Origin of the sequence: Mesorhizobium sp. 113-3-9, from assembly GCF_016756515.1 — a bacterium.
Taxonomy (GTDB): Bacteria; Pseudomonadota; Alphaproteobacteria; order Rhizobiales; family Rhizobiaceae; genus Mesorhizobium.
In genome coordinates, this window is record NZ_AP023246.1 from 1,054,639 (window position 1) to 1,074,993 (window position 20,355).

General features: G+C 64.9%; 17 protein-coding genes and 1 tRNA gene. 10 read left to right on the forward strand and 8 right to left on the reverse strand.

Annotated features, from left to right (window positions below; all coding sequences use genetic code 11):
- Positions 1-3 precede the first annotated feature (3 nt).
- Complete coding sequence (locus MesoLj_RS04990) at positions 4-1,239, forward strand: amidohydrolase/deacetylase family metallohydrolase (RefSeq protein ID WP_202325281.1); 1,236 nt, start codon at positions 4-6, stop codon at positions 1,237-1,239.
- A gap of 30 nt (positions 1,240-1,269) precedes the next feature.
- Here the strand turns inward: MesoLj_RS04990 and MesoLj_RS04995 are convergent, their stop codons facing one another.
- The 6 genes from MesoLj_RS04995 to MesoLj_RS05020 form a co-directional block, all read right to left on the reverse strand.
- On the reverse strand, positions 1,270-1,851 hold the full coding sequence (locus MesoLj_RS04995) for a CatB-related O-acetyltransferase (RefSeq protein ID WP_140776262.1): 582 nt from the start codon (positions 1,849-1,851) through the stop codon (positions 1,270-1,272).
- Between the two features lie 101 nt (positions 1,852-1,952).
- A complete protein-coding gene (locus MesoLj_RS05000) occupies positions 1,953-4,253 on the reverse strand; it encodes a xanthine dehydrogenase family protein molybdopterin-binding subunit (RefSeq protein WP_202325282.1) in 2,301 nt (766 codons plus the stop codon).
- On the reverse strand, positions 4,246-5,610 hold the full coding sequence (locus MesoLj_RS05005; protein ID WP_446720295.1) for a c-type cytochrome: 1,365 nt from the start codon (positions 5,608-5,610) through the stop codon (positions 4,246-4,248). Before MesoLj_RS05005 ends, MesoLj_RS05000 begins: the two co-directional genes overlap by 8 nt.
- Before the next feature lie 2 nt (positions 5,611-5,612).
- The gene (locus tag MesoLj_RS05010) at positions 5,613-6,071 is read right to left on the reverse strand and encodes a (2Fe-2S)-binding protein (RefSeq protein WP_140776256.1); all 459 of its coding nucleotides are present in this window, start codon (positions 6,069-6,071) and stop codon (positions 5,613-5,615) included.
- 290 nt (positions 6,072-6,361) lie between these two features.
- Positions 6,362-8,152 (reverse strand): flavin-containing monooxygenase, encoded by a 1,791-nt coding sequence (locus MesoLj_RS05015; protein WP_202325283.1) that lies wholly within the window; start codon positions 8,150-8,152, stop codon positions 6,362-6,364.
- A 24-nt stretch (positions 8,153-8,176) separates the two neighbouring features.
- The gene (locus tag MesoLj_RS05020; protein ID WP_140776252.1) at positions 8,177-9,121 is read right to left on the reverse strand and encodes a MurR/RpiR family transcriptional regulator; all 945 of its coding nucleotides are present in this window, start codon (positions 9,119-9,121) and stop codon (positions 8,177-8,179) included.
- A 311-nt stretch (positions 9,122-9,432) separates the two neighbouring features.
- Here MesoLj_RS05020 and MesoLj_RS05025 point away from each other — a divergent pair, with 311 nt between their 5' ends.
- The 5 genes from MesoLj_RS05025 (at position 9,433) to MesoLj_RS05045 (ending at position 15,123) form a co-directional block, all read left to right on the forward strand.
- Complete coding sequence (locus MesoLj_RS05025; RefSeq protein WP_056574351.1) at positions 9,433-10,266, forward strand: ABC transporter ATP-binding protein; 834 nt, start codon at positions 9,433-9,435, stop codon at positions 10,264-10,266.
- Positions 10,263-11,105 carry an ABC transporter permease gene (locus tag MesoLj_RS05030; RefSeq protein WP_056574354.1) on the forward strand — a complete coding sequence of 281 codons (843 nt, stop codon included), beginning with the start codon at positions 10,263-10,265 and terminating at the stop codon, positions 11,103-11,105. The genes MesoLj_RS05025 and MesoLj_RS05030 overlap by 4 nt, the downstream gene beginning before the upstream one ends.
- Before the next feature lie 69 nt (positions 11,106-11,174).
- Positions 11,175-12,338: an ABC transporter substrate-binding protein gene (locus tag MesoLj_RS05035; protein ID WP_202325284.1), complete on the forward strand. Its 1,164-nt coding sequence runs from the start codon at positions 11,175-11,177 to the stop codon at positions 12,336-12,338.
- 75 nt (positions 12,339-12,413) lie between these two features.
- A complete protein-coding gene (locus MesoLj_RS05040) occupies positions 12,414-13,502 on the forward strand; it encodes a Gfo/Idh/MocA family protein (protein WP_140776244.1) in 1,089 nt (362 codons plus the stop codon).
- A 184-nt stretch (positions 13,503-13,686) separates the two neighbouring features.
- Entirely contained in the window at positions 13,687-15,123 is a 1,437-nt protein-coding gene (locus MesoLj_RS05045) for an amidase (protein ID WP_202325285.1), read from the forward strand.
- A gap of 255 nt (positions 15,124-15,378) precedes the next feature.
- On the opposite strand, the gene MesoLj_RS05050 is transcribed toward MesoLj_RS05045, so the two are convergent.
- Positions 15,379-16,620 (reverse strand): M24 family metallopeptidase, encoded by a 1,242-nt coding sequence (locus MesoLj_RS05050; protein WP_202325286.1) that lies wholly within the window; start codon positions 16,618-16,620, stop codon positions 15,379-15,381.
- A gap of 315 nt (positions 16,621-16,935) precedes the next feature.
- Between MesoLj_RS05050 and MesoLj_RS05055 the strand changes: the two genes are divergently transcribed.
- Positions 16,936-17,724: a SapC family protein gene (locus MesoLj_RS05055; protein ID WP_202325287.1), complete on the forward strand. Its 789-nt coding sequence runs from the start codon at positions 16,936-16,938 to the stop codon at positions 17,722-17,724.
- A 289-nt stretch (positions 17,725-18,013) separates the two neighbouring features.
- A complete protein-coding gene (locus MesoLj_RS05060; protein WP_202325288.1) occupies positions 18,014-18,307 on the forward strand; it encodes an adenylate cyclase in 294 nt (97 codons plus the stop codon).
- A gap of 96 nt (positions 18,308-18,403) precedes the next feature.
- On the opposite strand, the gene MesoLj_RS05065 is transcribed toward MesoLj_RS05060, so the two are convergent.
- Positions 18,404-18,478: transfer RNA gene (locus MesoLj_RS05065), tRNA-Gly, on the reverse strand.
- 210 nt (positions 18,479-18,688) lie between these two features.
- Here MesoLj_RS05065 and MesoLj_RS05070 point away from each other — a divergent pair.
- Together MesoLj_RS05070 and trxA are read left to right on the forward strand one after the other, a co-directional pair.
- The gene (locus MesoLj_RS05070) at positions 18,689-19,186 is read left to right on the forward strand and encodes a prolyl-tRNA synthetase associated domain-containing protein (protein ID WP_056574368.1); all 498 of its coding nucleotides are present in this window, start codon (positions 18,689-18,691) and stop codon (positions 19,184-19,186) included.
- An 84-nt stretch (positions 19,187-19,270) separates the two neighbouring features.
- The gene (gene trxA / locus MesoLj_RS05075) at positions 19,271-20,272 is read left to right on the forward strand and encodes a thioredoxin (RefSeq protein WP_202325289.1); all 1,002 of its coding nucleotides are present in this window, start codon (positions 19,271-19,273) and stop codon (positions 20,270-20,272) included.
- Positions 20,273-20,355: the final 83 nt, after the last annotated feature.

Here is a 20,355-nt window from a genome sequence, read left to right on the forward strand (position 1 = left end):
CCCATGCAATTCGACCTCCTGCTCAGGGGTGGCCGGCTGATCGATCCGGCGTCCGGGCTCGACGCGCCGCGCGATGTCGCCATCGCCAATGGCCGGGTCGCCGCGATCGACGCCGACATCCCGGCGGATCGCGCCGCGCAGGTCGTCGACGCGACCGGCTGCATCGTCACGCCCGGCCTCGTCGACCTGCACAGCCACGTCTATTGGGGCGGCACCTCGCTTGGCGTCGATGCCGACCGGCTGGCGGCCAAGAGCGGCACCACCACCTTCATCGATGCCGGCAGTGCGGGCGCCGGCAATTTCCTCGGCTTCCGCCGCCATGTCATGGAGCGCTCCAGGGTGCGCATCCTGGCCTATGTCAACATTTCCTTTGCCGGCATCTTCGGTTTCTCGCAGACCGTGTCGGTCGGCGAGTGCAGCGATCTCAGGCTCTGCGAACCGCGTGAGGTGGTTGCGGCGGCGCGCGAGCACGCGGACGTGGTCGTCGGCGTGAAAGTCCGCTCCGGCAAGCATGCCGGCGGCACCAGCGGCATCGCGCCTGTCGATCTCGCCCTGGAGGCCGCCGACAAGGCAGGCCTGCCGCTGATGGCGCATATAGACGAGCCGCCGCCCGGCCGCTCGGAAGTGCTGCCGCGCCTGCGGCGGGGCGATATCCTCACCCATTGCTTCCGGCCGTTCCCCAACGCGCCGGTCTTTGCCTCCGGCGCGGTGCGGCCCGACATGCGGCTGGCGCGTGAGCGCGGCGTCATCTTCGATCTCGGCCACGGCATGGGTTCGTTCGATTTCGAAGTCGCCCGCGCCATGCTCGCCGAGGGGCTGGCGCCCGATGTCATTTCGAGCGACGTGCACCTTTACTGCGTCGACGGGCCGGCCTTCGACATACTGGTCTGCATGTCGAAACTCCTGGCACTCGGCATGCCGCTGGTCGAGGTCTTGCGGGCCGCGACGCAAGGGCCGGCGCAGGCGATCGCACGGCCGGATCTCGGCACGCTGGCGGTCGGCACCGTCGGCGACGTCACGGTCCTTCGCCAGCGGCCGGGCCGCTTTACCTTCGTCGACGCGGTCGGCGCTTCGCTGGTCGCCGATCAGCGGCTGGTCTCGGAAGGCATCGTCATCGGCGGTACCTGGTGGCCGAACGAGGCGGCGAACGATGTCAGCGAAACCGAGCGCTTCGAGCCGCATGCCAACCACACGCATGTCGAGGTTGCCGCCCGGCATTTCGGGCATCGGCACGAGTGAGATCATGCGCGGTGCGGAGCGTCGGCACGGTCACGCCGCCCCCACAACGCTCAGGAAACGCTCGATACCTGTCGCCGTCAAAAGCTCGATGCGTTCACGGATAAGGTCGTCGCTCCAGTTCCACCACTCCAGCGACTGCAGGCGTTGGATGACATCGGGCGCGAACCGGTACCGGATGGTGCGAGCCGGATTGCCGACCGCGATCGCGTAGGGCGGAATGTCCCGGGTGACGATGCTGCCGGCACCGAGGACCGCTCCATTGCCGATCGTGACGCCGCTCAGGACGATACAGCGAGCACCGATCCAGACGTCATGGCCGACCGTGATCGGCCCCTTGCCGGCGGTTCCATTTGCGTTGCGGATCTTGCCGTTCGCAAACTGGATCGGAAAGGTGGTCGCGGTGTCGACGCGGTGCTCGGCCGCGCAGATAAAGAGAACATCCGGGCCAATCGAACAGAACGATCCTATGCGCACCGGAACGTTTTCGTGCGGAACGAAGAACGATTCCTTGGTGAGGCCGTAGGTATGACGACCGATCTCGACGCCTGGCAGCGGCGGCAACGGGTCCTTCTTCAATCCCAGTTTTATGCGAAGTCCTCTCAGCAGACCCATGGGCTTCCTCCCCCGAGTTTGCCGGCTATTATAGCGGAAATCCTCCGTTCCGAGTGCTTCGCAAGCGATTTCGGTCCCGGCTGGTCCAGCGGCGCCGTCGATCAGGCCGCCAGCGAGTAGCCCAGGTCGCGCAACGGCAGCCGGCGTACCCGCTCTCCGGTGGCGGCGAAGATGGCGTTGCCGAGTGCTGGCGCCAGGGCCGGGAAGGCGGGTTCGCCCATGCCGGTCGGCGGATTGTCCGACTGGATGAAATACGGCTCGATCGTCATCGGCGCGAAAGGCATGCGCAGGATCGGATAGGCATTGTAGTTCTGTTCCTCGATCCGGCCATTCTCGATGTTGATCTTGAGGCCCATGGCGGTCGAGAGCGCATCGGTGGAGGCGCCCTGCGCCTGGGCTTCGGAGCCTGCCATGTCGATGATGGGGCCCACATCGAGCACCACCACGATGCGCGCGATCCTGATCCGCCTGCCGGCGTCGACACTCAGCTCGACCGCCTGCGCGACATGGCCGGCGTGGGAATAACACCAGGCGAGGCCCAGGCCGCCGCCCTTCGGCAGCGCCTTGCCCCACCCTGCCTTGTCGGCGCACATCTTGATGACGTCGACCGCCCGCCTCGGGCTGAAGTTGACGCTCTTGTCCCTGGCCACCAGTTCGGGCACGTCGCGGGTCACCGCATCGATCAGGAATTCGACATGGTCGCGGCCGGAAGCCAGCGACAGTTCGTGCATGAAACTCTGCGCTGCGAAGACCTGGGCATTGTCGCCCGGCGCGCGCCAGGCGCCGGTGGGGATCCTCAACGGGAACATGGTCTTGGCGCGGCGCAGGTTCGGCGCCTTGATGGAATATCTCAGATTGTCGGTGAGGTTGGCGCCGGAGGCTTCTTTCTTGCCGTCGGCGGTGAAGGTGATGAAATGCTCCCGCCAGGCGTCGAGACGGCCACCCTTGTCGATCGCGCCCTTGAACTGGTGATAGCCGGCGGGCCGGTAGAAGTCGTGGGCGAAATCGTCCTCGCGGGTCCATTGCAACTTGACCGGGGCACTGACCTTCCTGGCGATGGCCGCGGCCTCGCAGGCATAGTCATTGACCAGCCGCCGCCCGAAGCCGCCACCGACCCGGGTCTGGTGCATCACCACCTTTTCCGGCGCGATGCCCGCCACCTTTGCAATCAGCGGCAGGCCGCGATCGGGCTGCTGGGTGGGCACCCACATTTCCATGATGCCGTCGTGCCAGTGCGCCGTGGTGTTCATCGGCTCCAGCGGCACATGGGCGGCGAAGGGATATTCGTAATAGGCTTCCACCGTCTTGGCGGCATTGGCGAAGGACTTGTCCACGTCACCGACATTGTCATCGGATTTTTGCGGGAAACTGGCCGCCAGCTTCCGGGCCTGGGCCGAGAATTGCGATGTGGAATCGCTCGACGCCTCGCTCAGGTCCCAATCCACCCGCAGCTTGTTCCTGGCCTGGAAAGCGCTCCAGGTATCCCTGGCGATGATGGCCACGCCCGGCATCACTTCGACCATCATGCCGGTACCGTCCACGGCAAAGGCGTCGAGCACGCCGCGCTCACCCTTGATCTCGTCGACATTGAAGGACCTGACCTTGCCGCCCGCAGCCGGACATTTGGCGTAGGTGGCATAGACCATGCCGGGAAGCTGGACATCGATGCCGAACAGCGGCTTTCCGCTGACCACCTTGGGATCGTCGACGCCGCGATAGCGCTTGCCGATCAGGCGGTAGTCCGCGCGGCTCTTCAGCTTAAGGTTTTTGGGATCGGGCACCGGCATCTTCGCTGCCGCCACGGCAAGCGACCCATAGGTTGCGGAGCGACCGCTGGCGGCATGGGTCAAGATCGAATCCCTGGCGGTGATTTGCGAGGGATCCACCGCCCACTGACCCGCGGCGGCGGCGATCAGCATCGCCCTGGCGCCGGCACCGGCCTGGCGCAACTGGTCCCAGGCATGCGGGATGGAGGTTGAGCCGCCCGCCCCCTGGCTGCCATAGACCTTGGGATTGATGTCCGCCTGCTCCATCACGACATGGCTCCAGTCGGCGTCGAGCTCGTCGGCGATGATCACGCCGAAGGACGTCTTGATGCCCTGGCCAATCTCCGGGCATTTCGAATAGATGGTGACCGTGTTGTCGGGAGCGATGCGGATGAAGGCATTCATCGCCTGGTCGTTGCCGTCAGGCGTATCGACGTTCGCTGTTTCGGCCGCGAACGCCGCGCCGCCAAGATGGAAGCCCAGCACCAGCCCCGCGGCGCCAACGCCTGCCAGCTTGAAGAAGGTGCGCCTTCCCATGGTCGTCGGCGCGCTGGCCGGCGGCGCCGAGCGGACCCCGCGTATCAGCGCCGAGAGGTAGGCATCGGACTGGGCAAAGTTGGATTGGGTGTCAACCATGGGGGGCCTCACTGGATTGCTGTGCCGCCTGCTGCCGCAGAGCGCTCACATCCTTGCCTGTCAGGTTCGCGCCTTTGGCGCCGAACCGGGCGGTGACGTAATTCGCCACGGCCGCGATGTCGTCGTCGGAATAGCCCTCGCCGAAGGCCGGCATGAAGATCGTGCCGTCAGCGGTCTTGCGGTTGACGCCGTTGATGACCGTCTGCGCCACATTGGTGGCGCTGGGATCATTCACCGCGCGCACGCCGGTCAGCGTGGCAAAGCCGGTGACCGGGCTGACGCCGGTCCAGTCGTGGCAGGAGGCGCAGGCGCCGGCGAAGATCTTTTCGCCATGCGCATTGGCGACCGCCGCCACGCCCTCCTTGTACGATGCGGGCGCCGCCGTCGTGACGGTACGCGGCAGGTCGCTCGCATGGCCGGGAATGCTGCGCAGATAGGTCACCAGGGCACGGGTGTCGTCCGGCACCAGATAGCTCAGACTGTCGTCGGCGGCTTCACCCATGGGGCCGGCGGCACCGCCATGACCATTGGCATGACCGGTGGACAGATAAGAGGTGAGATCCTCGTCGGTCCAGTCGCCGAGGCCGGAAACGTTGTCGCCGGTGATGTTGTAGGCGCGCCAGCCGGCAGTAAGGGCGCCGGCGAATTTGCCGTGATTGTCCAGCGCAAAAGCCAGGTTGCGCGGCGTATGGCACTCGCCGCAATGGCCCATCGCCTCGGCAAGATAGGCGCCCCGGTTCCATTGCGGGCTCTGGCCGATGTTGGGGCGGAAGCGTTCGTCGGGATTGAACATGATGTTCCAGAGCGCAATCAGGCCGCGCTGGTTGAACGGCCAGGACAGCTGGTTCTGTTTCGGCGGCGCATTCACCGGCGCCAGTGTGAACAGATAGGCTTTGATCGCCAGCGCGTCGGCATCCGTCATCAGGCTGTAGGAAGCGTAGGGCATAGCGGGATAGAGTTTCGCGCCGTCCGCGCGAATGCCTCTGTGCACGGCCGCCAGGAACTGGGCGTCGGTATAGTTGCCGATGCCGGTTTGCTTGTCCGGCGTGATGTTGGTCGAATAGATGGTGCCGAACGGCATGTTGAAGGCGAAGCCGCCGGCGAAGGGCGCGCCGCCCGGCGCGGTATGGCAGGCCTGGCAGTCGGCCGCATGGATGAGGTATTCGCCGCGCTTGACCAGATCGGCGCCGGCAAGCTGCGACGGCACGCCGGTGACATCGGCGCCATGGTAATCGGCCAGCGTCACTGTCGAGCCGGCAGCAAACGACATCGGATCCCGGCCAAGATAAAGCCAGCCCGCGAAACCAAGCGCGACGACGGCAATGACCGCGACGAGAATGCCGATGATCTTCTTCATGGTCAGGCCGATTTGGCGGCGGCGTTCTTGATGGCGCTGCGGATGCGGATATAGGTCCCGCACCGGCAGAGATTGCCCGCCATGGCCGCATCGATGTCGGCGTCGCCGGGTTGGGGATTGTTGTTGAGAAGCGCCGTGGCGGACATGATCTGGCCGGCCTGGCAATAGCCGCATTGCGGCACCGCGGCCTCGATCCAGGCTTGCTGGACCTTGGCGCCGGTGGGCGTGCCGCCAATCCCTTCGATGGTGACGACGGCGCGGGTGCCGACATCGCCAACGGTCAGTTGGCACGAACGCACCGGCTTGCCGGCCACATGCACCGTGCAGACGCCGCATTGAGCGATACCGCAGCCATATTTGGTGCCAACCAGGTTGAGATGGTCGCGCAGGACCCACAGAAGCGGCATGTCCTCCGGCACATCGACATCACGTGACTGTCCGTTGATCGTAAGCGTGAGCATGTCTCTATCCCTGCCTGGAACCGGCGGATGAACGGAATTCGTCCATCGGATTCTAGGGGACCGAGACTCAGCGAGTAGGGCGCGTCCGTTCACATTTAAGACATCGCCGGCGGCCGCCTCATCGATCGGCGAACTGCAAGGATTATCGAAAAAGCCGCGAGCGACCGCACGTGCCCGTGCCGCCATACGGTCTCAAACAGACTGACGTTGCCCGTCGCACCTTGCCGCGTCTTCGCGGATCTGCCGCCTCCGTCCGCTACGTCCCCAACGAGGAGGGCGATCGGGCAGCTTCACTGCCCGGAATTGCTTGGCTTCCCGTAAACCGGCGTCACGATCCCCTCCATACGCGCCTTGATCTGCAGCGCCACGTATTTGGAGTAAAAACGCGACAGCGCCAGGTTGCCGCCGTGGAACCACAGCGCTTCCTGCGCCGTCGGCTTCCACATGTTGCGCAGCTCGCCCTGCCAGGGGCCAGGGTCGCCCTTGACGCCGGAGCCAAGGCCCCAGCAGGGCCCGACCTTGTCGGCGACCTCGCGCGAGACGAGCGCGGCCACATTCTCGTTCATCGACTGGTAGCCGGTGCAGGCGATGATGGCGTCGGCCTCGAGCTCGGTGCCGTCCCCGAACAGGATGCCGTTCTTGGTCAGCGACTTGATGGCGACACCGCTGCGGATGCCGATCTTGCCGTCGATGATCAGGTCCGAGGCGCCGACATCGATGTAATAGCCCGAGCCGGTGCGATAGGCCTTCATCAACAGGCCGGTCTCGTCGTCGCCGAAATCAATGGCGAAGCCCGAGGCGCGCAAGCGGTCATAGAAGGCGGCGTCGCGCGCCCGGATGACATCGTAGAGCGCGCGCTGGCCCTTCGGCACCAGGGCAAATGGCGTCGAGGCGACGATCATGTCGGCCTTCTCGGTGGTGATGCCGCGCGCCAGCGCGTTCTCCGAAAAGATCTCGAAGCCGACCTCCATCAGCGTGTCCGACTTGACCACGGTGGTCGGCGAGCGCTGGACCATGGTGACGTCGGCGCCGCTTTCCCAGAGGTCGACGCAGACGTCATGTCCCGAGCTTGCCGCGCCGATGACCGCAACACGTCTGCCACGGAATTTGTCGCCGCTGGCATACTGGCTGGAATGCAGCAGCTCGCCCTTGAACTCACCGGCGCCGGGCAGGTCGATCTTTCGCGGCGGGCCGTAGGCGCCGGTGGCGAAGACGATGTGTTTCGGTTTCAGCGTGATCTGGCGACCGACGCGGTCGACGACCACGGTCCACTCCTTCTCCGCCTCGTCATAGGAAGCGCTGAGGCATTTCGTGGCGACCCAGTAATTGAGCTCCATGACGCGCGTGTACATTTCCAGCCAGTCGCCCATCTTGTCCTTGGGCGTGAAGACAGGCCAGTTTTCCGGGAACGGAATATAGGGCAGATGGTCGTACCAGACCGGATCGTGCAGCACGAGCGTGCGGTAGCGGTTGCGCCAGGAATCGCCGGGCCGGGCGTTCTTCTCGATGACGATGGTGGGCACGCCGAGCTGCCTCAACCGTGCGCCCAGCATGATGCCGCCCTGGCCGCCGCCGATGACCAGGCAATAGGGTTGCTCGGAGGCGCCAAGCTCGCGCGTCTCGCGCGCCCTCGCCTCCGCCCAGGTCTCGCGCTCGGGGTCGGCCTTGTGGCGCACGCCGAGCGGCCGCTCAGCGCCCTTGCGTTCCTCGAAGCCCTTGAGGTCGGTCATCGCCGTGAACAGCGTACGGCAGCGGCCATCGCGCAGGCGCATGATGCCTTGGCCGGAAGCCACCGCGGTCTCGAATGTGAACCAGGCTTCGATCGTGCCTTCGTCCGAAGTCGCCTCGCCGGTGATCCGCCACGCGGTGGGTCTTGTCGTCGCCAGCGTTGCCGCGAGCATGTCGGCAATGGCCTCGCGGCCTTCCATGGTCGTGACGTTCCAGGTGAAGGTCAGAAGATCGCGCCAGTAGCAATCGTCGACGAACAGGTTGGCCGCCGCTGCCACGTCGCCGGCTGCGAGCGCCTGTGCCAGGGATTCGAGCCATGCGGCTGCCTGTTTCGTCGGTGCTATTTCGAGCATGTCTTCCCCTCTTCCTGCAATGAACTAATCCCCGAGCGGCTCCATCTCCTTGCCGGTGCGGTGGATCTGGGCGTTGTACTTGATGCGGCGCACCGTCTCGCGTGCGGACCCATCGAGCTTGTAGGCCGAGGCCACCGCCAGCAGGTCGATCGCCGCCAGGAAGGCGAAGCGCGAGGCCGTCGGCTTCAGCGTGTCGGGATATTCCGGCACCGCCACGGTCAGCCTGACGTCGCAGGCGCGGGCCAGATCGGTGTCGGGCGCGGTCACGGCGATCGCGTTGGCGCGGTAATGCTTGGCGAGTTCGACGGCCTCGATCACCTCGCGCGTGCGCCCGGTCGCCGAAATGGCGATCACCAGGTCGCCGGGCTTCAGCGTCGAGGCGGTCATCCGCATCAGATAGGGGTCGCACTGGGCGCTGACCGTGATGCCGTAGCGAAACAGCCGGTACTGGGTCTCCTGCGCCAGCGCCGAGGAACTGCCACCGAGACCGAAGACCGTGATCTGGCGCGCCTTGGCGATCAGCTCGGCGGCCTTCTGCAGCTCACCCGGGTCGAGCTGCCGTTCGGCCTCCTGCAGCGCCCGGCGCGCCTCGCCGAAGACGGCGTTCCAGAACGGCATGCCATTGTCGTTGCTGACGGTCGGCGACTTGGCCAGGTACAGCGCGCCGACGACGAGGCTTTGCGCCAGCTTCAGCTTGAAATCACGCACGCCCTCGCAGCCGATGGCGCGGCAGAAGCGGGTCACCGTCGGTTCGCTCACGCCGGCGCGTTCGGCAATCGCCGCATTGGAAGCGTCGACGGCGTATTTGACATCGTCGAGCACGACATCGGCGACGCGGCGTTCGGCCGGGCGCAACTCGGCGTAGGAATCCTTGACCAGCGAGATGATGTCGGGAATACGCCGGACAGGCTCGCGCTCCTCCGGATCGGTGCTCAAGGCGCTGTCTTCCCTGTTGTCAGCTTCGGTCATGAAGTCGGTCTTCCCTGCCCTTTTCGACCTGACCTCTTATCATGTTTGCACGCTGTCGTTCCATGCGCCCGGCCACGCTGCAACCGTTGCGTGCCGCAAGGGCATGTTCGCATCCGTTTCGCCGAGTATGTAGGAAAGCAACACGCATTTCAAGACGAAGAAAATCCTTTCAAAACAATGCCATGAACATGGATATGGGTTTTGGTGATACAGGTATTACCGCGAACGCTTGACAGCAAAGTAGGATAGTTACACACTGATTTTTGGCAGTCCGATGACCATTGGATCATCGCGCAATCTCCGAGGGGCGGATGAACGCGGGCGAGACAACAACGCCGAAACTTGGCGTGCAGGCAGCGACCAAGATCTATCACACGGCATCCGGCGACCTGCTGGCGCTGGACCGCTGCAGCCTGGACATCCGAGCCAATGAAATCGTCTCGATCGTCGGCCCATCCGGTTGCGGCAAGACCACGCTTTTGTGGTCGATGTCGGGCCTGCACGGCCTGACCAGCGGCGAGATCCGGCTGGACGGCAAGGCGATCACCGGCCCGCATCCCGATATCGGCATCGTCTTCCAGGAGGCCAACCTTTTGCCCTGGCGCAATCTCGACGCCAACATCCGCTTCCCCTTCGAGATCAAGGGCGAGAAGCCGGACCGTGCCTGGATCGCGCACCTCCTGAACCGGGTCGGCCTCGACGGTTTTGGCGGCAAGTTCCCGCGCGAGCTTTCGGGCGGCATGCAGCAGCGCGCGGCGATCGTGCGGGCGCTGGCGCTGAAGCCCTCGGTGCTGTTGATGGACGAGCCGTTCGGCGCCCTCGACAGCTTTACCCGCGAAGAGATGAACCGGCTGGTCGAGGAGATCTGGCTCGACACCAAGACCACCATCGTCTTCATAACCCACTCGATCGAGGAAGCGATCTTTCTCTCCGACCGTGTGGTGGTGCTCAGCGCCCGGCCGGGCCGGGTCGCAAAAGAATATCGCGTGCCGTTCGCGCGGCCGCGCTCACTGGAGATCATGGCGACCAAGGAAGTCTTCGACCTCACCAACCGGATCAAGATGGACATTGTCGGCGAGCGCGCCAGGCCGAAGGCACCGGAACAGGAGCGCACCAGCGCCGAGATCGTGAGGATCAGGCCGTGAGCGACGCGATCCCCGAATTCTCCAAATCCAAGCCGGGCGACGGCAAGGATGTCAGCCTGACCAATCTGTCGGCCTTCGCCAGCGGGCCTGGCATCAAGTCGGGCAAGGAAGTGGCGGCCATCATCGCCGTTGCGGTGATCATCATCGGCGGCATCGAACTGGCGCTGCGGCTGTTCCACGTGCCGCTCTACATCATGCCGCCGCCAAGCTCGATCGCCTACGCGCTGTTCGACGAGTTCCCGCTGATCGCGCCGCATCTCGGTTATACGCTGGTCGAGCTCTTGTCGGGCTTTGCCATCGGCGCCGTCGTCGGGCTGGTGCTGGCCGCCGTCATCACCCAGTTCCCTTTCGCGGAAAAGATCGTCGCGCCCTACATCCTGCTGCTGGTCACCACGCCGATGCTGGCGCTGGTGCCGCTGCTCATCCTACGCTTCGGCTTCGGCTACACGCCGCGCATCATCGCGGTGGCGCTGGCGGCCGGGCCGATGGTGATGATCAACGCCGCCACAGGCTTCCGCCGCGTCGACAGCGCCAAGATCGCGCTCGCCCGCTCCTACGGCGCCAGCACCTTGCAGATCTTCTGGAAGATCCGCGCGCCGATGGCGCTGCCGATGATCCTGGTCGGGCTGATGATCGGCGCCATCTTCGGCCTGCTCACCGCCGTCGGCGCCGAGATGGTCGGCGGCGGCTTCGGCCTCGGCAACCGGCTGACCACCTATTCGTCGATGATCCAGATGCCGCAGTTCTTCGCCGTGGTGCTGATCCTGTCGACGCTCGGCATCCTGATCTACGTGCTGTTCTTCCTCATCGGCAAGAAATGGGCGAGCTGGGAGGCATAGGCAACACGCAACGACGGCGCCCGGGAGGCGGGCGGCAACAGACTGACGTCAAACAAAAAGGGGAAAGCGATGACCAAAGACAATTCGATCCGCCAGGCGGTGATCTCCCGCCGCTATTTCCTGCAGGTCACCGGCGCCGGCCTGGTGACGGCAACGGCGCTCGGCGCCACCGGCCTCAAGGCCAGGGCCGAGGCCTATGGCAAGTTCACCTGGATCTCGCCGCGCGGCACGCTCGAGGTGCTCGACGACTATCCCTACTGGGCGGCGAAGAAGGCCGGCTATTTCGACGGGCTCGACACCGACATGCAGCCGGGTCCGTCGGACGGTACGGCGACGGTGAAGTTCGTCGATGTCGGCCAGGCCGATATGGGCTTCCCCTCGCCCGGCGTGTTCTCCTTCGCCATCCAGAACGGCATGAAGCTGAAGTCGGTGTTCCATATGGGCGCGCGCGACACGTTCAGCATCGCCTTCCGCAAGGGCGAGGGATCGAACGACCTGAAGAAGCTCGAAGGCAAGACCATCCTGCTCGGCTCCGCCGCCTGGCAGTCGATCACCGATCCGCTGCTGGCCGCGCAAGGCGTCGACATCAAGAAGGTCAAATATGTCGAGGCCGGCTGGCCGACCTGGGGTACCGCACTTGCCGGCGGCCAGGGTGACGCGGCCCTGTCGTGGGAGGGGCTGCGCGCCGAATGGATCGCCAAGGGCCTCGACTTCGAATACTGGCTCGGCGTCGAGCATTCCAAGCTGCCGGCCAACACCTTCGTCGTGCGCAGCGCCGATCTCGAGGATCCCGACAAGAAGGCGTTCCTGGAAAAGTACCTGCGTGGCTGGGCGATGGGTCTCGAATTCGGCTACCAGAACCCGCGCGCGGCGGTCGAAGCGGTGTTCGAGCAGTTCCCGACGCTGGCCAAGAATCTCGGGCCGGAGCTCGGCACCACCTCGATCCTGCAGCAGATCAACGTCTTCCGTGGCGACATGGACAAGCGCGGCGGCTGGGGCTCGCACGACATGGCGAGCTGGCAGGGCTTCTTCGACGAGATCCACAAGATCGGCCAGATCACCAGTCCGGTGAAGGCCGAGGATGTCTGCACCAACGACCTGATCCCGGCGGCCAACGACTTCGACAAGGCCAAGGTCAAGGCCGATGCCGACGGCGTCAAGCTGTCGGAAGGCTTTGCCGCGCTCGATGTCGAGAAGATCAAGGCGCATCTGTTCGATTCGGCGGTCAAGTAAGAACTGCCGGCAGCAAAATTGGGCGGCGACAGGGTTGCCGCCCGCACTTCATTGGAAAAAGCATGGGAGGCTGATGTGGCCGACAAGGTAAAAGTGCTGGTGGTGGGTCTGGGCAATATGGGTGCGTCGCACGCCAGCGCCTATCACCGCTCCGAGGGCTTTCAGATCGTCGGCATCATGAGCCGCTCGATCAAGAGCAACACCAAGATCCCGGCGGAATTAGCCGGCTATCCGCTCTACGAGGATTTCGACCTGGCGCTGAAGGAGACAAGGCCGGACGCGGTCTCAATCAACAGCTGGCCGAACACCCACGCCGAATACGCGCTGAAGGCGATCGCGGCCAATTGCCATGTGTTCATGGAAAAGCCGCTCGCCACCAATATCGAGGATGCCGAAAAGGTCGTGGCGGCGGCACGGGCCAAGAACCGCAAGCTGGTGCTCGGCTACATCCTTCGCGTCCATCCCTCTTGGATCAAGTTCATCGAGGTCGGCAAGACGCTCGGCAAGCCGCTGGTGATGCGCCTCAACCTCAACCAGCAGAGCAGCGGCAGCGCCTGGCACTGGCACAAGAACCTGATCGATTCGCTGATTCCGATCGTCGATTGCGGCGTGCACTATGTCGACGTCATGTGCCAGCTGACGGGCGCCAAGCCCGTACGCGTGCACGGCATCGGCGCCAAGCTCTGGGCGGAGGCCGACAAGCAGAATTACGGCCATCTGCACGTCACCTTCGATGACGGCTCCGTCGGCTGGTATGAAGCCGGCTGGGGCCCGATGATGAGCGAGACGGCCTATTTCGTAAAGGATGTGGTCGGCCCCAAGGGCGCGGTGTCGATCGTCGCCGGCCAGGCCGCAAGCACGGCCTCGGATGCCGAGGTCTCCAATTCGGCCGACATCGACCGGCATACCAAGACCGATGCGCTGAAGATCCACTATGCCGCCGTCGACGGCGACAAGAATTTCAAGAAACCGGACGAGATCGTCAGCATGGAGGACGAGCCCGGCCACCAGGAGCTGTGCGACCGCGAGCAGGCCTTCTTCCTGCGCGCCATTCGCGAGGATCTCGATCTGACCGAGCAGATGGACGCGGCGGTCAACAGCCTGCGCATCGTGCTCGCCGCCGAACAGAGCATCGAGCTCGGCCGGACCGTCGAGCTGGCCTGACGCAATCCGGCTGCTGGTGCTGGAGGAGGTGCCGGCGCCGCGGGAGTTTCATCCTCTCCCCGTCCCTATACGGGGAAAGGGTGCCGGCAGGCGGATGAGGGGCGGCGCTTACATTTGCAATTGGCTGGCAGGGACAGCGCGCATTTCAGGCGCGGTGTCGAGGCATGGAAACTGGGAGAGAGACATGGTCACCGACAGTCTGTTGAAAACCTATGCCGAGTCCGATGCGCTCGACCTCGCCGCACTGGTGCGCGGTGGCCAGGTTTCGCCGGCCGAACTTGTCGAGGCGGCGATCACGCTGGTCGAGCGGCTCAACCCGGCACTGAACGCTGTTATCCACCGCCTTTACGACATGGCGCGCGCGCAGGCGCAGACGGTCGACAGATCGGCGCCCTTTGCCGGCGTGCCGTTCCTGCTCAAGGAGCTGGCCTCGTCCTGGACGGGGGCACCCAACACGAATTCTTCCTTCTATTTGAAAGATGTCGTCGCCGATTTCGACACCGAAGTGGTCCGCCGCATGAAGGCGGCGGGGCTGGTACTGGTCGGCAAGTCGAACGCGCCTGAAAACGGCTGGTCGATCACGACGGAACCGAAACTCTACGGGGTGACGAAGAATCCGTGGAAGGAAGGCATCACGCCCGGCGGCTCGAGCGGCGGCGCGGCGGCGGCCATTGCGTCGCGCATGGTGCCGATCGCCGAAGCCAGCGACGGCGCCGGCTCGATCCGCATCCCGGCCTCCTGCTGCGGCATTGTCGGCCTGAAACCGTCGCGCGGCCGCGTCAGCCTCGCGCCGTTCGGCGACTATTGGTATGGCGGCGCCTATTTTCTCTGCTGCTCGCGCAGTGTTCGCGACACGGCGGCCTATCTCGACGCGGTGTCCGGCGCGCTGCCTGGCGATCCCTACACGCCGCCGGTGCCGGATGGCTCCTGGCTAAGCCTGTCGGCGCGGGCGCCCAAGAGGTTGCGCATCGGCTTCTCCGTCACGCCACCCAACGGCACCGCCATCGATCCGGAGGTGAAGGCGGCGGTGCTGGCAACCGTTGCGACGCTCGAGCGGCTGGGCCACGATGTCGAGGCGCATGACATGCCGCTCGACGCCAATGCCGTCTGGGCGACCTACACCAACATGACCTGCGTGCAGACGGCGGCGACGTTCGACTATCTCGAAACGGTGATCGGCCGGCCGGTGATCCCAGGCGACGTCGAAGCGGTGACCTGGGCGATCATCGAGCGCGGCCGCGCGACGAGCGGTGTCAGGCACATTTCCGATGTCGAGCAGCTCAGGCAGGTCGGCCGCGACATCGTCGGCGACCTCAACGCCTACGACCTTTTCATCACGCCGACACTGACCCAGCTGCCGCGTCCGCTCGGCTATTACGACATGTCGGAAACCGACATCGACCGCTACAACGCCAAATGGGCGGATTCCGTGTTTGCCTTCCCCTTCAACATTTCGGGCCAGCCGGCGATCTCGCTGCCGCTCGGATGGTCGAAGGGCGGCGTGCCGATCGGTGTGCAGCTGGTTGGCCGCTATGGTGACGAGGCGACGGTGCTGGCGGCGTCGGCGCAGCTGGAGCAGGAGATGCCGTGGAAGGATCGGCGGCCGCCGGTGAGTGCATAATTTTGCGGAACGGCGAGGATGGAGCGGTGAACAGAGGCTTCCACCGTCGCGCTCCACGGCGCCCCCCTCTGTCCTGCCGGACATCTCCCCCACAAGGAGGGAGATTGGCAGCTTCGGCGGCGGCCCCATCTTTGCAAAGTTGAAAATTGACGAAAGCGGCTACGACAGCCGATCTCCCCCCTCGTGGGGGAGATGCCCGGCAGGGCAGAGGGGGGCGCCGTAGAGTGCCAACGGCGATAGGGACCCCGCCTTCCGCTACCCAATCCTCTCCAGCCGCCTCGGCAGCCTGTTCATCGGCCTCGGCCCGTCCGGCGTGATCAGGAACTGGTCTTCGAGATTGAAGCTGGCGAGGCCGTCTATGTAGAGTGGGATCTCGAAGGCCAGCACCATGCCGGCTTCGATGACGACATCACTGTCGGCCGCGATGAACGGCCATTGTTCGGAAAAGACCGACTGGCCGACGCTGTGGCCGAAATGGCCGCGGCGGTACGAGCGCAGCCCTTGCCGCGCCAGGCTTTCGGTGGTGACGCGGTGGACATGGGCGAGCGTGTTTCCGGGGATCAGCGCGGCCAGCCCGTCCTCGAAAGCGCGCTCGGCGATCGCATGCAGTTCGGCCTGGTCGGCGGAAGCCGGCCCGAAGATGAAATTGCGCGACATGTCGGAGGCGTAGAAGCCGACCGTGCAGACCATGTCGCATTTCAGCGGGTCGCCGGCCACGGCCCTGGCATCGGCGCCCTTGGCCCGGGCGCCCAGCGTCACATATTCGGCCGTGGCGACCGGATGCGACAGCCCTGCCGCCGCCTCGGCGACGCCTTTCCGGTAAAGCGCGACGAGATCGGCCTGGCGCATGCCGGCCATGGCGTCGACCTGCAGACGCTCCAGCCCGGCTTCCGACAGGATGATGCCTTGTTGCAGCAAATCGATCTCGCGCTGCGTCTTGATGGCCCTGAGCCGGTCCAGTACCGGTGAACCGTCGACCATCGGCCTATCCGGCAGCAGCGCCTGGATGGCCGCGAAATCGGCGGCCGGAATAAAGTCGAGGTCGGCGCCGAGCGTTGCACGCGCCAGCCCGAAGTCGTCCAGTAGGGCCCGCAGCTGGTGTACCGCGCCGGCGAGATCGAAGGTGGCGGGCCGTGAGAAATCCGGCGCGCGGCCAAGCGAGGCGAGGCCGGCCTCGATGCGTTCCGCCAGAAGACCGTGAGCACCTGTCTCCATTGGCGCGGTCTCGATCCAGATCGGGTGCGAACGCACAATCGCTTCGGGCGCGGCGAGCCGCAACTGCGCGGCGTTGAAGTCCGCGACGACGATGCCGATCGGCAGATCCTGCCGGGCCGGGATGACGACGAAGCCGCCGCCGGCGCGCCGGAACAGTCCCGCCGGCCCGATCCACGCACCGGTCGCATAGTGGAAGGCCTCGGGCGCTGAAAGCACCAGCGCCCCGATGCCGGCGCGTTCCATCAAATGCGCGGCTCGCTGGCGGTCGACAAAGCCGGTCATGTCTTCTCCCGATCTCCGAAGCGGCAACGGAGCATTGCGGGCAGCGACGATCAAGGGGCAAATACCAACCGGGCGGCAATGCCGGCGAAATCGTTATTTTGATCGGCTCCAGCTTGGATGGTCGCGGTGAAGCCGATCAACGGCACAGGGATGGTGACCGGGTGACCGATTCCATGCCGGTGGACACTGTAGTAGCTTGCTGCCGCGCCGGATTCTTGCCCAAGCAAGATCAGCGCGGCAAAAGCGGATTACGGTCTTCGGGGTCCGATGCTGAAGAAGCCGGCTCGACCGGCTGGCGTGAGAAAGGGATCGACCATGGCGGACAAGGCGGCGAAGACGGAGGCGGTGCCGGGAAGCGATGCCATGCCGCTGTTCTATTCCAGGCCCGAGGCGCTCAACCCGGCACGGCACGGCTCGCTGGGCCTGACCGCGCACAGCGACCTTTCCTTCGCGCGCGGGGTGCATGCCATTCCGGTGGTGGCGTCGGAGATGCCGGCGGCGATGCGGTCCTATCCGATCGTCTTCATCGGTCCGGCCAAAGCGCCGGTGATCATCACCGGCGTGCGCCAGGGTGAGAACCTGTTCGTCGGCACCGACGGCCGGTGGACCGCGCCGCATTACATTCCCGCCTATGTCCGTCGCTATCCGTTCATCCTGGCCGAGGACCCGACCACGGCGGGCCGGCTGACGCTGTGCGTGGACAGGGCAAGCGAGCGGGTCGTCGACAAGGTCCTGTCGCCACTGCGTGACGACAAGATAGCCCCCTTCTTCAACGGCGCCGAGCCGACCGAAGCGACGAGGCAGGCGCTGGCCTTCTGCAATCAGTTCCAGATCGACTTCAGGGCCACCCGCGCGATGGTCGAGAGGATCGACGCGCATGGCCTGTTCGCGCCGCGCCAGAGCACGGTGACGCTGGAAGGCGGCGAAACCCTCAACCTCACCGATTTCCAGGTGATCGACGAGGACGCCTTCAACAAATTGAGCGACGAGGCGTTTCTCGACCTGAGGAAATCCGGCGCGCTCACCCTGCTCTACTGCCACCTCGCCTCGACCAACAGCTGGACCTCGCTGGTGCACCAGGCGTCGCTGCGCAAGGCGGGGTAAGGGCGGCTGGGAGCGAAAAGAGCCGGCCTGACGACAGGCCGGCACAACGCCGCCTGAAAATTGGCTTGCGGGCGCGAATTTCAAGTCGGCGCCGGAATTCCGGATGTCTCGCGCATCCATCAGACCGGCGCGGTTTACCCTATGCAACAAGCCACGTCAGTGTCGCCCTACATCACGGATTCGAAATATTCGGGATGAACGGTGGTCCCAGGAGCGTTTAATCGTTAGTTCGCCGGGTGCTCCTGAGACCCCGAGCGCCCTTGAATCAACCGCTTTTGGGAGAACAACGATGAAACATCGCCTCATTCCCATGGTGCTGGGCTTGCTTGCAACCTCCGCCGGCCCGGCCTTGGCCGCCAATGTCCACTCGGTAACGGGGACGAAGGGTCAGCCCAATCAGACAATCGGCACCCCTCAGACAGGGACTGCCACGCCTGGCAATGCCAGCACCGCCCCGGGTTCAGCCTTCAACCCGAACGGAAACGCTGGAACGCATTACGCGGGGATCCAGCCGCAGAACTCCAAGAATCCGAAGAGCGTATCTCAGTACGATGTTGCGGGCTTCCAACAGTCCCAAAAGTAACGACCGGCCCTTGGCGCCGGGGTTCAGCCCGCCCCCAAAAACGAAAAAGCCGCGGCGGACCGCGGCTTTTCGATGCTTGATTTCCCTTGAGGAAATTGGAGCGGGTGAAGCGATTCGAACGCTCGACCCCAACCTTGGCAAGGTTGTGCTCTACCCCTGAGCTACACCCGCTCACACGGCGTCTTGGCCGCAAGCCGGGCCTATATGGCTTAAGAGCGCGGCGATTGCAACAGGGAAATCGCAGCCTTTTTGCAACCTTTCGAGTGATGCCGGCAAACCGCCGCGATGCGCGGATTTCATTGTGCCATCGCGCGATGGTCTTGTGTCTTACGCCTCATTGGCCGTAAACGGCGAGGCAGGAAACGGACAAAGAAGAAACCAATGCCGAAGACCGAAGCCGAGCTTTTTGCCTTTCTTGCCGAACTGGGCATCGCCGTTTCGACGAAACGCCATCCGCCGCTCTATACGGTGGCCGATTCGCAGGCGCTGCGCGGCGAAATCGACGGCGGGCACACCAAGAACCTGTTCCTGAAGGACAAGAAGGACAATTTCTTCCTGGTCACCGTCGGCGAGGACGCTGTCGTCGACCTGAAGCAGATCCACCAGCTGATCGGCGCCGCCAGCCGTGTTTCCTTCGGCAAACCGGAGATGCTGATGGAGCTTCTGGGCGTTTCGCCGGGCGCGGTCACCGTCTTTGGCGTCATCAACGACACGGCAAACAAGGTGAAGCTGGTGCTCGACAAGGATTTGATGGATCATGCCGTCATCAATGCGCATCCGCTGACCAATGAGGCGACGACATCGATCGCGGCGGCCGACCTCATCAGATTCGTCGAGGCAACCGGGCATGATGCTGCTATCTTGAAAGTCTCGGCATGATCGCCACATGGATGGCGAAACCGACTTCCAGTGAAGACATTGCGCCGACCCGCGGGCCGGCGGCGCGACCGAAAGGGTGACGAGATGAGCGACAACAATCCGTTTGGCGGGTCATTCGGCAGCAATGGCGGCCAGTATGCCACATCAGTGCAGTATGGCGGAACCGCACCCGCGCCGGCAAAGGTCGCGCTTGGCGACGCGCCTCCTGCCGCTGGCGACGTCATCAAGGACACGACGACCGCCGCCTTTGCCGCCGACGTCATCCAGGAATCGCGCCGCCAGCCTGTGCTGGTCGATTTCTGGGCGCCGTGGTGCGGGCCTTGCAAGCAGCTGACGCCGCAGCTCGAAAAGGCGGTCAGGGCCGCCGGCGGCAAGGTCAAGCTCGTCAAGATGAACATCGACGATCACCCCTCGATCGCCGGCCAGCTCGGCATCCAGTCCATTCCGGCGGTCATCGCCTTCAAGGACGGCCAGCCGGTCGACGGCTTCATGGGCGCGATCCCGGAGAGCCAGATCGCCGAATTCATCACCAAGGTCGGCGGCAAGGGCAATGGCGCCCCGGCCGTGGCCGAGGCGCTGGCGGCGGCGACGGAAGCCCGCGACGCCGGCGACATGCAGACCGCCGCCGACATTTTCGACGCCATCCTGGCGCAGGCGCCGGAGACGGTCGAGGCGATCGCCGGGCTGGGTGACCTGCTGTTCGAGGCCGGCGACACGGAAGGCGCCGAGGCGTTGCTGGCGACGGCGCCAGAGGCCAAGAAGGATGCGCCCGCGCTTGCCGCGCTGCGTGCCAAGATGGCGCTTGCCGCGCAAGCGGCGACGCTCGGCAATCCGGCCGAGTTCGAGCGCCGCCTGGCGGAAAATCCCGGAGATCATCAGGCCCGTTTCGATCTGGCCATGATCCAGAACGTCAAGGGCGAGCGCACGGCGGCGGCCGACAATCTGCTGGCCATCATCAAGGCCGACCGCGCCTGGAACGAGGATGGCGCCAGGACGCAATTGCTGCAATTCTTCGAGGCCTGGGGCATGACCGACGAGGCGACGCTGGCGGCGCGGCGCAAATTGTCGGCGCTGCTGTTTTCCTGAGCCGGCGGCTGTTTCGTCGCATGGGCTTGGCGTCGGAGGTGGCCGCGCCAGATTAGGAAGCTGGCGCCGGTTCGCCGATGATC